The sequence below is a fragment of the Acinetobacter sp. YH01018 genome (assembly GCF_013420295.1).
In the GTDB taxonomy this organism is placed as follows: domain Bacteria; phylum Pseudomonadota; class Gammaproteobacteria; order Pseudomonadales; family Moraxellaceae; genus Acinetobacter.
Genome location: NZ_VOYL01000021.1, coordinates 1 through 13,052, shown reverse-complemented (window position 1 = coordinate 13,052; position 13,052 = coordinate 1). Strand labels below are relative to the sequence as shown.

The window sequence follows — 13,052 nt, the reverse complement described above, 5'->3', positions numbered from 1 at the left end:
TTTTTAATCACAAAATACTTAATTATAAAAGCTCACTATTCTCACTATAAACCGACACTTAGAGTATAGGAAAATTGTAGCATGGGTTCTGTCTCTGCAACCACATTACCCTTCTGATCCGTCATCTCTTCGCCAGCCCCAATCCCGATACTAAAACTGCTAATCCGTTCTTTACTGAGCAATACATAGGCTAAATCTATACCCGCACCCAGTCTTGCTTCATATTCATTGTTGATGTGTTTACTTTCCAGATGCCCTGCATAGACACCCAGGTAGTAACCGTTTTTATCTTTTCCGGTAAGGTAATAAGGATAACGAAACCCAACCTGAGCACCGGCATTATAGTCATCATTATAAAACACACCCGCTTTTGCATAGGCGATGCCATAAGGATTGACCCATTCTGCATTCAGATGAAGAAGCTTTTTGGTAAATCCAGCCCCGATATTCCATGTTTTAGCACTGTCTGATGTCAATTTCGCTTCAGGTAAATATGAATGGTCTTGTGCATGAGCAATATTTACCAGCGCAAAAAAAGCCAGCAAAGGATACACTTTTGTGATTATTTTCATCGTTGTCCCTAAATTTTATTTTTTAGTACAGTCCTTTTTTTGAATTTTGACTTTAGCAGAATTATCAGAACTCTTATATACTGCACTTTACAATTTTAATGTCTGTAAAGTCAAAGTTTAAACTAAACCCGCCTAACAGTTCGCCAGAACAAATATCAAAAAATGCTGACTTGCGTTAGAATATGCCACCAGATTTTTCACTCCCCTGTATGTAAGTCGATCGCGTATGAAGCAGCACTTTCCTTTAAAAAATGTTCAGCAAGAAAAGCGCATTTATCGCAATCGGGTGTTTATCTCCATCGGGATTGTGGCATTCTTTCTGCTCCTGCTTGTTGCCCGTTATGCCTATCTGCAAATTGCGCATTATAATGAGTTTTCAACCGCTTCAGACCAGAACCGTATCCGGCTACAGCCTTTGGCACCTGCACGCGGCTATATCTATGACCGTAATGGTATTTTGCTGGCAGATAATTATCCGGTATTTTCTGCCACCATGTCTCGGGCTGATGTAAAAGATATTGAAGATACAGTCAAGCGTTTAACCCCGATTTTAAGCCTGACACAAGAAGATATTGACCGCTTTAGCAGCCGCATCAAGACCGCTAAAAAAACCGAACGTGTATCATTAAAATTAAATTTAACCGAAACTGATATTGCCAAGTTTAGTGAAGTCAAGTTTGAGTTTCCCGGGGTCAATATTGAAACCCAGATGACGCGCTACTATCCGCATGGTGAGCTATTTGCGCACGTGATCGGTTATGTAGGGCGTATTAACGACAAAGAATTAAAATCAATTGATAAAGATTTATATGCCGGCACCAACCTGATCGGTAAAATTGGGGTGGAGAAATCTTATGAAGATCTGTTGCATGGCTTGCCCGGCAATGAATCTGTCGAGGCTGATGCTCACGGTAACGTATTACGTAATTTAGGTCGTAAAGAGCCGGTACGCGGAAATGACTTGTACCTTTCAATTGACTATGGCTTGCAGGTTACAGCAACTGAGCAACTGGCGGGTCGTCGCGGTGCCATTGTGGCGCTGAATCCGAAAACAGGAGAAATTCTGGCCCTGGTTTCCAGTCCAAGTTTTAACCCGAATTTATTTGTGACCGGGATTAGCAATACCGACTATAGTGCACTACGTGACAATCTTGACCAACCGCTGTATAACCGTGCTGTACAAGGTGCCTATCCTCCAGGTTCAACCATTAAACCGATGTTTGGTTTAGGTGGGCTGCATTATAATATCGTGGATTGGAACACCGCCATTTCAGACCCCGGGTATTTTTCTTTACCAGGCGATTCACATAAATTCCGTGATTGGCGTAAATCAGGTCATGGCACGGTCAATCTGCATAAAGCTCAAGTAGTTTCCTGTGATACCTATTATTATATTTTGGCCTACCGCATGGGCATTGAAAAAATGAATGCCTGGATGCGCCAATTTGGCTTTAGTGAAAAAACTGGCGTCGATTTACCGAGTGAAAGTACCGGTTTGTATCCAAACCCGGACTGGAAAATGCGGACCCGTAAGAGCAAATGGCTAAAAGGTGAAACCATTTCCGTCAGTATCGGACAAGGTGCCTTTACTGCAACACCGCTGCAACTGGCTATGGCTACTGCAATTACTGCAAACCAAGGTGCGCATATTACCCCGCATGTACTGCGTGAAACCCATGGTGCCAAACCTTTTAAAATGCGTAATGCACCAGATGGTAAAATTCAGTTTAACGGCAAACCCGAAGACTGGATTAAAATGCGCGATGCCATGATTGATGTTATCGAGACCGGTACAGGTCGTGGTATTCGTACCCCACTGTATCATATTGCAGGGAAAACCGGGACTGCACAGGTCAAAAGTATTGCCCAAGGTAAAAAATACAACGAAGCATTATTAAGTGAACGTCAGCTTGACCATGGTTTATTTATTGGTTTTGCCCCTGCTGAAAATCCTGAGATTGCGGTTGCGATTGTTTGGGAAAATGGTAAACACGGTGGTTCGGCCGCGCAGCTGGCTCGTCCTCTGTTTGACTATTGGTTATACACCCGTAAAAAGAATCCGATCCGTCCTGCGGGCCATCAAATTAGTGGCGGCCTCATGACCGCAGGCATCAAACCGGGTGAATTGCCAAGTGGCACGGCACCAGTGGATACGGCGACCAATGTTCAGAGCAATACAACAGCAGCAGCGACACAGCACGCTACTCAAGCCGCATCAGGCGCACAACCCGTAGAAGTTGAAGGTGACTGATCTATGAAAAATCAACTCCGTATTATTGGCGGTGAATGGAAACGCCGTCAGCTTCCTTTTGCCAGTGTTGAAGGCTTACGCCCTACACCCGACCGTGTCCGTGAAACTTTGTTTAACTGGCTGATGTGGGATATTCAAAATGCACAGGTTCTCGATATCTGTGCCGGCTCAGGAGCCTTAAGTTTTGAAGCTTTATCCCGCGGTGCAGCACAGGTGGTAATGATTGAACCGAACCGTGCACAAGCTGCTTTTTTAACCGATAATTTGCAGTTGCTGAAAGTGACCAGCCAACATGCCAAACTCAAAGTCGCCACGGCACAGCAAACCTTACCTACCCTGAAACAGACCTTTGATCTGGTTTTTTTAGATCCGCCTTATAGTCTGGATTTATGGGAAGAACTGGCCCAGCTTGCTGACCCGCTGATTAAAGACCGCGCCTTTATCTATGTGGAGGCCGATCGCGAGTTAAATCAGCTTAAACTCCCCTCTTCTTGGCAACAGATTAAACAAAGCAAGGCGGGAACAGTCCGTGCAGGACTGTATCAAAAAAATGCATCCTGATTAAAAATAAAAAAAGGATTCCTGAATGGAAGCCTTTTTTTGTTAAATGTAGTCAGTCAATTTCAGATCGGTGATAGATTAATTAACGACCATAGCGCCAGTCTCGGTCATTTCTATCATGATCCCAGTCCGGACGGTCTTTATTGTTCCAGTCACGGTCACCATGATGGTGTCGGTCATAATGTCCATTACGGTCTCGATGACCACCATAACCGTCATCATAAGTATCCAGGACACAACCAGTTAATGACACTGCCAATACAGAAAGTAAGATCACTTTTTTCATCATCTTCATCACCTCTTTACGGCGTGACTTCAGTATTCAATGCTTTAATGAAGAGCGATGGGAGTCTATGTGAAATTTTGTAGTCATTTATGTCTTTTTTATTCACAGGAAGAATTTCTGTCCTGAATGCTGAAGCGGTTTTATACAAAGTTCTCCTTAGGTTTGCATAAATCCTGCTAAACATATGCTTGGCTTTTTGACTGATCTTTTAAATACTACCGATTTTTCATCTGTACAGATCGCTATGACTTGGTTGTTATTTATTGTTGGGGCAATGGTCGCAGGTTTTGTACAGGGACTGACGGGCTTTGCCTTTGCCCTCATTGCCATGTCATTCTGGGTATGGGTCCTCCCCCCGAAAATTGCTGCCCCACTGGTGGTCTTTGCTTCGGTGTGGAGCCATGTCATTTCATTGTCCAATGAACAGCAGCATCCACATCTAAATAAAGCACTGGTGCTGCCTTATTTAATTGCCGGGCTGATTGGCGTACCTTTGGGCACATATCTGCTGCATATTATTCAGCCCGAAGCCTTTAAAGTCGTTTTAGGCTTATTTTTGATGTTGTGGTGTCCGGTGATGTTTTTCAATCCGGCATTTCCACGGCTGCAACAATCCGGAAAACTGGCAGACAGTCTGGTTGGATTTTTGGGCGGAATTCTGGGTGGTTTAGGCGGTTTTTGCGGTTCGTTGCCTTCTGCCTGGGTCATGCTGAAAAATCTTCCCAAACAGCAACAACGTTACATTTTACGACATTTTAATTTTGGCATTCAGCTGTTTACCTTACTAGCCTATTTACTACAAGGCACGCTTGACATCCAGCTCTGGCCTTATATGACAATTTTACTGATCAGTGTCAGTTTTCCCGCCATTTTGGGGGCAAAATTATTTTATAAAATTTCAGAAACCCAGTTTAAGCATACTGTTTTAGGCCTTTTATTTTCTTCTGGCTGTTTCCTGATTTTCAATACACTGCTCTAAAGAGTAGAGCCTACGTCCCAAAAAATCAGATTTATATGTTGAGATATTGCCGCCTTATTTATCTATAATAACCGGTCAAAAGTACAATAAATCTCATTTAAACAAAAAACACCCAATCACTCAGGCAGATCAAATATATCGGCAGGAAAACTTTATACAATAACCTAACCCCATCATCCATTTTCCTAGAAATGAAAACCTTGATTTTAGTAGCAGGAATGATTCTTCTCTCTGGCTGTTCTCTGACCACTTCTCATGAGCTGAAACATGCAGAAAAAATGCTTGCAGATTTTCAGTGCAATAGAATTGAAACTGCACAAATGGCGCATACTTCTATTACTTCCTATCATGAACAGGCACTCGCTTCTAGCCGCCAGAAAGCCGAATCTTATGTACAAAGCTATAAAGATGGAGAGGAATTATTTAAGGTGCCATTAACAGAAGTGATCGAGGAGCAATATTATATTTATCAAGAAGCTTGCCAACATTTAGGCGGGATTAGTCAGGCACAAAATCAATAATTTTTTTTAAGCGAAAATCGATTTCACATTGACTGATCCATCATGCACAGCGAGCCAAGATTTTGCCATCTGCATTTCTTAGCTTCGCTTGAAGATCAGTCAGGGAAACCGTATGTTTTCACTTAGGCTTCATGGTAATAACGTGTATCCACGCTAAACTGTTCTGGAAATTTGGCCTGAATTTGTGCATAAAAAGCCATAATTTCAGCCATATCTTTTTCATAATCACCACTAGGATAAACAATTTTACCCACCCCGGTTTTCTTCTTGGCATAATCCATATAAGCCAATGCAATGGGCACACCTGCATTGACTGCTACATGGTAGAAACCGGTTTTCCATTGTTCCTGTTTGGCACGTGTTGCTTCCGGTGTGACCAACATCACCAGTTTTGGATGGGTTTTAAATAAATCCGACATCACCTGAACCATACTTGGTCGTGGCTCACCCTCTTTTTTTGCTGTGCGGTCAATTCCGATTCCACCCATTGCGCGTACAAATGGACCAAAAGGAAATTTCATATAGCTGTCTTTAATGGTAATACGAACGTTGACACCTAAGGCTTTGAGTGCCAGACGTGCATATAAGGCATCCCAGTTACTGGTGTGCGGTGCAGCAATCATGACGCACTGATCCAAATCAAGGGGCCAATGGTTATCGATTTCCCAGCCCATCATTTTTAAACTTTGTTCAGCTAATTTCTCAAACACTTACCGCACCGCCACCTAATCAAGTGCGCAAATTTTAACAAGGTCGCTGAAATATAAAAGTACATGATGAATAATAATCAACCAGTTAATAGATCAAGACATAACTATCAAGTTCAAATAAAACAGCTAAGGTTTGCTATTTTATTTGGCCCCAATTTCCACATTAAGATCATAAACTGATGATCTTAAGACGAAGTTCCATATCCAAACCCTACAAAAAAGACCGAATAAAGCCGGTGGCTATTCAGTCCACTTAATTTAGTGGACACTATCATGGTATTAATGAGGTAGGAAAAGTGGGGTCCACTGGACGCTTACGGCTTATAGGATAGGTTGGTAAGATAAGTTCGCCGGATGCGTACCTTCTTAAGTTTATTAGTTCAGACTTACTTAAAGAAAATCCCAGTTTTAAGAGATTAAAACTGGGATTTGGGTTTGACCAGATATGCTGCCTTTGCAACATATCTAAGATGAGTTTTAGATAATGATATTTACACCACCTGCAGCAACGATCTCATTCTCAACCCATACTTTGGCACTAGAATCACTCCAAGTATACTCAGTCATGGTGACATTATTGGCATCTGTAATAACAGCTCCTTTAATAGCACCTGTTTCCAATGTAACTTTATCAGCAGCATCACCGTAGATTGCCAATATATCAGTATCAGAAATATCTAGAACATCCTGAGCTGTCAGAGTAAGTGTTGATCCTTCTGCTTCATTACCCAAATTAATGTGCTCAATACCTGTGATGTTATTATGCAAGGATAGATCAAGATTGATTCCTCCCAATAATGTCAAAGTATCAATGCCTAAGCCACCATTCACAGATTCAAATCCAGTGCCAGATATCATAATCTTATCATCGCCTGAACCGCCATTCATAGTGTCATAACCATTACCATCAAAAAGTAAGTCATTACCGGCACCACCATTTAGCACGTCATTACCTGTACCACCGCGCAGCAAATCGTTACCATTATTGCCATTCAGTATGTCATCACCATCAAAGCCATATAAACGCTCACTTGATAATCCTAATACGCTACTATCCAAAACATCATTTCCAGAAGTTCCTTGAATAATATCCGGATTACCACTCTGACCGATTAGACCTTCAAGAACCGCTGCATCAGCAAGAGAAGCGATAATATCGCTATCTGTTGAATTATAGCTGTCAGTTGCTGTAATGGTGAAAGTACCCAATACACTGACATCCAGCGTTAATCCGCCATTTAAGGTTTGTAAGACAGTTAACAAGTTGATGCCGTCAGATTGTAATCTTACTGTCGCAAGCAACTCATTAATTGCCCAGTTATCGATATCACCGCCGTCAATTGCAGTAATCGTGAGTGTTGAAGTCGGACCTAAAAGACCTAGTAATCCAGTATTTTCAACCGTAAAATTTAGACCTAGATTTTTAGCAAGTTGAGCAGAAACTTCCAGATAAGCATCACCTAAAGCAACATTCGCGACACCCGCAAATTTAACTACAACTGTACGAAGATTGTTATCCACATCCAGCGCGACCATTGCTTGGCGGCTTAAATCAATAACGCCTAGTACATCTGCACCAATTAGGCCTAGCAAGTTGGCATCAAATGCCTGTGTTACTGGTGGCGCATTTCCATCTAACTCAAATGCAGGATCTGAACTATCAAAAGCAATAGTTGTATCTACAGTGTCTTTATCATTGTCTGTGAGAACGATATCAAAAGTAGAAACTCCTTCTGTGGACAGAGTTGAATATTCCTGATCAACTAAGAGGTTTCCATTTTTCAACAACTGTTCAATCACTTCAAGGTTTGATTGGCCATTGACCAGATCAGTATTGGTAAAGATGATACGCTGGTCTACTGTTGTGCTAACGGCACCTGAAGTACTGATATCAAGTATCGTATCATCTGCAACACCATCACCATCACCATCACGTATACTGAAAGATAAATAGTTGGTGAGATTACCGGCTAATAGATTTGCGATAGCACGTTCGTTTTCTAACAAGCCACGCAGATCAAGAATATCTCCACCACCGGCAACTGGTTGTACATTGAAATCAGCAATAATATCAGTTGCTAATGATGTACCTTGATCGCCTTTCTCAAAGAGGAAAATATCATTGCCTGTTCCACCAACCAGAGTATCATCACCTGTACCACCAATCAGCGTATCATTACCTGATCCACCATTGAGGATATCTGAATCCGCTCCTCCTCGCAGTAAATCATTACCATCACTACCCGCTAGCTGGTCATCACCTGCGTAACCATATAAACGTTCGTCTGTAGTTAGACCATTATTATCACCAGTCTGCAGATCAATACCTGAGGTACCTTCCCAAATTGGTGAAGGATTGTTAGAAGGATTCAGTAAATTAAGCCCAGCGAGATCAGTTTCTGCAGAATCTGTAACGACATTTCCTTGGTTATCTGTCACTGTCATTGAAATTGTAGGAAGCAGATTCACAGATACAATACTGCCTTGATCCACATAAACAGTAGCCAAAAATTCATTTAACTGCTGATTATCAATCGTTCCTCCACCTACTTTTTCAATAGTAATATTGGCAAATGTTTGAAGGAGCCCCCCTAGTCCGTTACGATCTGGAGTGACTACCAAACCAAACTCATCCGCCAACGCCTGAGACCAACGGATATCATAAGAGTCTAAAAGGGAAATGCCTAATGATGTCATTTCCACTACGACTTGGGTGATATCATTGTTCGGATCAGTGGCTGTAAATTGCTGGCTGGTACCAACACCCACCAAACCAAGAGCACCTGCATTTACCAATCCCAACAAACTCGCAGAAGAATTGACATTCACAATTGGTGCTTCATCAATTGCCGGTCCTGACTCAAGTTTAGCGTACTCATAACTACCCGTGAGCATATTGACAATCAGGAGATCGCCACGGTTGGTATAAATGGTTAACTCATCTGAAGCCGGGTCAAATGTATATGTCGTACCATCCGCGGTGCCTGTAGGCGTGATCGTATCTGCACCATTATAGGTTAACGTATAATCTGCAAAGGTTACACTTTGGACATAACCACCATCGGCACCAAAACCAACTACAAGCTCACCTGAAGTCGTTTCACCCGCCGATACCTGAACCCAATTGTCTGGGTAGCTATAATCAACAAGAAGATTACCCGTATAGAGCAAATCGTTGAGGATCTCCTGTTGAGTCTTCCCTGTGACAAGATCAACATTCGCAAGAATGATAACCTGATCATAAGAAGTTGATACTGTGCCATTTACACTTACCCGGATAATGGTATCGTCTGCAATACCATCACCGTCACCATCAGCCTTTTCAAATGATAGATAGTCCGTTAAATTGCCCGTTTGTCCAATCAGATGATTTTCACCTTGTAACAAAGTGCGCAGATCAATCACATCTCCGCCAGCACCCAAAGTAAAGTCGGTAATAACATCAACTGGTTTATAGCTGATAACACCATCACTGTTAAAGTCCTGAACTATGGTCACTTCCGGTGATGAATAAGTACTTACTAGAGGACCAGTATCCACAGTTACACTATCAGTACTCGCAATAGATATTGTATCACCTCGCTGAAGCGTCGCTGTCACAGTTAAAGTTTGCTCCTCACCAGGTGATGGATAGCTTCTTGTAATTGGGCCTGCATCAATAATTGCTTGAGTCAGTACAATCGTTTCGGTAACTCCAGTATTTGTCACGATGACTAACTCATCCCCAACTGCAGAACCAGATGCCAAAGCTATAGAAACATCAATATCACCTTGTAACTCTCCTGCATCTAGAATTCCGTTGTGGTCTGTTAATAAACCATCATTAAGTAGATTACCAAGACCATTACCATCATCTTCAGTAATTGTAACAGTCGGCTGAAGGCCGTTAGTCATCGCACCAATCACCACAGTTGCAGTACCAGGTTTACTTACATAGGTTGAACCTACACTGAGCATATGAACAGCTGTCACTGTAATTTGTTGACCTTCTACTGGTGCTGTGACTGGCACTAAAATATAGCCTGTAACGATATCTGAGGCAGTCAAGGTAATATCTTGTGTTGTTGTAACTATTCCAACAGTCGTTGTTACACGAATAACTTGACCATCTATATAACCAACAACATCAATTTTTGCATCAAGCGTAGTTGGAGCTGTCATAAGCTGATCGCCCAGACTCCATTGGAAGATATCAGACCCTGTTCCACCAGTTAGCTCATCTGAACCTTGTCCACCATTAAGCAGATCAGCACCTGAGCCACCATTTAAGAGATCATTTCCTAAACCACCATCGAGCAAATCATTCCCATTATTGCCATATAACTGGTCATCTCCAGCACCACCATAGAGCTTGTCATTTCCATCAGAATCACCACCTTCGTCGACAGAATTGTAACCATAGAGTCGATCGTTTCCTGAACCGCCGAATACAATGTCAGATCCGCCAAAACCGTACACAGTGTCATTACCCACACTGGTAAAGTAGACATCATCTCCCATGTTTACTCCAGATGTACCAGTCACAGTATCATTTAAACCAGCAGCGTAACCCAATACACTACCACTATTCAGAACATCAGTTTCCAACCAGTCTGAACCCAGTTTGGTGTCACTAAAACCTGAAGTATCGGTCACGGTCAAGGTAGACACTGCCATCATATCGTTGGTAGCACTTCCTCCCATCAGACCACGCATCATCTGGTACAGGGTAGTTAACAACACATTAACTGATTGATTATCCATTGATGTTGGAGCTACTGCTGTAACGGTAAAGATTAAATCTCCTCCTGTAGTCCAATTAATTTCCAAACCTAATTCAGCAGCAAACTCCGACTTGAATAAAACTCCTGAATCATTATTCAGTAGTGTTCTTAAAGTATCCGTATTGGTGCCAGATGGGATAGATAACACAACACTGGCAAGATTGTTATCCGATGCCCAGGCCAATAGTTTCTGATCTGTACCAAATTCCAGAATATTCAACAGTTGTGAATCAACACGCGCAATATCGGGATCCGCATCTGACAGCACTGCTACAATATTATCCGCCCCCTCATATGTTGGCAGGGAGGAAGCAGCTGTCATCATGGCAACCGGCATATCATCTTCAACATCTATCGTAAAGTTATAGGTTGAACCATCCATAACAGTACTAAATTGAAGTGAAAGTACATCCTCAACATCGACAACAGGATGATCTAATGGCGCCAGTAAGGTAAATGTATATTCACCATTTGCTTTGACTATTAAAGTTGCAACAGGCGTAGTCCCAGCTACTCCAGTTAGAGTATAGGTATCTGTTCCGTCTCCACTTGCTGTCCATGTCACAGGAACTCCATCCGAGTTTAGAGGTGCTGAAGTTAATGTGACTGAAGTCACTGTTGTAACAGGAGATATAAGATTCAGCGCCGCCGTAACTGTTGTTACGTCGGTCGTATCTGTCGGGGATCCAAGCATATCTGGCTGACCAAATGGTAGGCCTTCTTCAGATACAGTCGGTTGACCCACGATCAGCGTTAAGGTTGCTGTATCTGTAAACTCACCATCTGTTACCGTATAGAGATAGGTATCTGTTCCCATCCATCCAGAGGTAGGTGGGGTATATACATAACTACCATCACTCGCAATAACAATTTGCCCACCTTGAGTTGTCGTGTAAGTTCCAGGTGCTTGTATACTCAAGCTACTATCCACATCTGTATCATTGGCCAACACACTCACTTTAGATGTAAATGTCGTGTCTTTTACAACATAAGCAAGATCATCTACTGTAACAGGCTCATCATTCACAGCACCAACAGTAATTGTCAAAGTTGCGGTATCAAAGAACTCTCCATCTGTAATTGTGTAATCAACGCTATCTGTACCATTGAAATTCGCTACAGGTGTATAGACATACTGCCCGTCCGCAGCAATCACGATCGTACCACCCTGAGTCGTCGTATATGTAGCTGCAACTGCTGTGAAACTGCTATCAACATCACTGTCATTCGCCAACAGGCTGATTGTTGAAGTAAATACAGTATCTTCTGTGCTACTAATCGCATCATCTGCTGCTATTGGAGCATCATTTACAGAAATTACATTAATATTCACAGTAGCTGTAGAAGTCTCACCATCACTATCCCTAATGGTGTAAGTGAAACTTGCAGGACCATTGTAATTAGCGCTTGGCGTAAATATGACATTTCCATCTATATCAAGAGCCACAGTACCATTGGTTGCATTTTGCACCGAGGTAATGCTAACTGGTGCATCAAGCAAGCCTGTATCATTACTTAACAGATCAGCTGCTGTGATATTAAGTACAGTATCTTCGTTAGTAGCAAAGTTGTCATCTACTGCAACTGGCTGAGCTTCATTGACTGCTTCAACAACTATGCGTAATGTTCCTACATCTGTTAGTGATCCATCCGTAATGGTGTAATCAACAGTGTCTATACCGGCAAAATTAGCTGCTGGCATATAAACATATTGGCCGTCTTGCGAGATCACAATCGTACCACCTTGCGTGGTCGTGTACGTACCTGCAACCGCTGTAAAGTTGCTATCAGCATCGCTGTCATTCGCTAACAGACTAACGGTTGAAGTAAATATGGCATCTTCTGCAACTGTAATCAGATCATCTATCGCTACCGGGGCATCATTCACCGGAGTCACGCTGACGTTCACTACGCTGCTGCTGGTACCGCCATTGCCATCTGTCACGCTGTAGCTAATGGTGTCTGCACCGGTGTAGTTCGCGTTCGGTGTATAGCTGAGTGTGCCATCTGCATTGATTGTCACTGTGCCATGCAACGCGCTCGCTGCAGTAACAGTTAACGTATCATTTTCAGCATCCGTGTCATTGCCCAGAACAATAATGGTGGCTGCAGTGTCTTCAACCACCGTTGCTGTATCTGGAGTTGCTACAGGCGCATCATTCACCAGGCTGGTCGCCGGCATTGTCGCTGTACCAGTCACAGGCGTTATACCGTCGCTCACTGTTACGCTCACTGCAGGAAGGTTTCCACCTCCGTTCACCCAGTCTGCGCCCGCCTGGGTCAAGCTTACAACACCCGTCGCAGGATCAATGCTGTAGTAGCCGTCCGGATTGTTAGTCAGGCTGTAAGTCAGCGTATCGCCTTCGGCATCGGTCGCATTCGCATCCGTCACCACCATGCCTGCCGTCG

Annotated in this window: 8 protein-coding genes; 4 read left to right on the top strand and 4 right to left on the bottom strand. The window is 42.8% G+C overall.

Translation table 11 applies throughout. From position 1 onward, the window contains the following. Positions 1 to 44: 44 nt before the first annotated feature. Positions 45 to 563 (bottom strand): hypothetical protein, encoded by a 519-nt coding sequence (locus tag FTT83_RS08925; RefSeq protein ID WP_086195128.1) that lies wholly within the window; start codon positions 561 to 563, stop codon positions 45 to 47. 235 nt (positions 564 to 798) lie between these two features. Here FTT83_RS08925 and mrdA point away from each other — a divergent pair, with 235 nt between their 5' ends. Then, the gene (mrdA, locus tag FTT83_RS08920) at positions 799 to 2,823 is read left to right on the top strand and encodes a penicillin-binding protein 2 (protein ID WP_180176363.1); all 2,025 of its coding nucleotides are present in this window, start codon (positions 799 to 801) and stop codon (positions 2,821 to 2,823) included. 3 nt (positions 2,824 to 2,826) lie between these two features. Next, positions 2,827 to 3,384: a 16S rRNA (guanine(966)-N(2))-methyltransferase RsmD gene (gene rsmD, locus FTT83_RS08915; RefSeq protein WP_180176362.1), complete on the top strand. Its 558-nt coding sequence runs from the start codon at positions 2,827 to 2,829 to the stop codon at positions 3,382 to 3,384. 82 nt (positions 3,385 to 3,466) lie between these two features. Here rsmD and FTT83_RS08910 read toward each other — a convergent pair whose 3' ends face one another. Next, positions 3,467 to 3,673 carry a hypothetical protein gene (locus FTT83_RS08910; protein WP_180176361.1) on the bottom strand — a complete coding sequence of 69 codons (207 nt, stop codon included), beginning with the start codon at positions 3,671 to 3,673 and terminating at the stop codon, positions 3,467 to 3,469. 241 nt (positions 3,674 to 3,914) lie between these two features. Here FTT83_RS08910 and FTT83_RS08905 point away from each other — a divergent pair, with 241 nt between their 5' ends. Both FTT83_RS08905 and FTT83_RS08900 read left to right on the top strand, forming a co-directional pair. Further along, positions 3,915 to 4,649: a sulfite exporter TauE/SafE family protein gene (locus FTT83_RS08905; RefSeq protein WP_180176360.1), complete on the top strand. Its 735-nt coding sequence runs from the start codon at positions 3,915 to 3,917 to the stop codon at positions 4,647 to 4,649. A 218-nt stretch (positions 4,650 to 4,867) separates the two neighbouring features. Next, a complete protein-coding gene (locus FTT83_RS08900) occupies positions 4,868 to 5,170 on the top strand; it encodes a hypothetical protein (protein WP_306443904.1) in 303 nt (100 codons plus the stop codon). A gap of 122 nt (positions 5,171 to 5,292) precedes the next feature. Here FTT83_RS08900 and FTT83_RS08895 read toward each other — a convergent pair whose 3' ends face one another. Both FTT83_RS08895 and FTT83_RS08890 read right to left on the bottom strand, forming a co-directional pair. Next, on the bottom strand, positions 5,293 to 5,880 hold the full coding sequence (locus FTT83_RS08895; protein WP_180176358.1) for a 1-acyl-sn-glycerol-3-phosphate acyltransferase: 588 nt from the start codon (positions 5,878 to 5,880) through the stop codon (positions 5,293 to 5,295). A 477-nt stretch (positions 5,881 to 6,357) separates the two neighbouring features. Next, positions 6,358 to 13,041 (bottom strand): tandem-95 repeat protein, encoded by a 6,684-nt coding sequence (locus FTT83_RS08890; RefSeq protein ID WP_218951840.1) that lies wholly within the window; start codon positions 13,039 to 13,041, stop codon positions 6,358 to 6,360. Between the last annotated feature and the right edge of the window lie 11 nt (positions 13,042 to 13,052).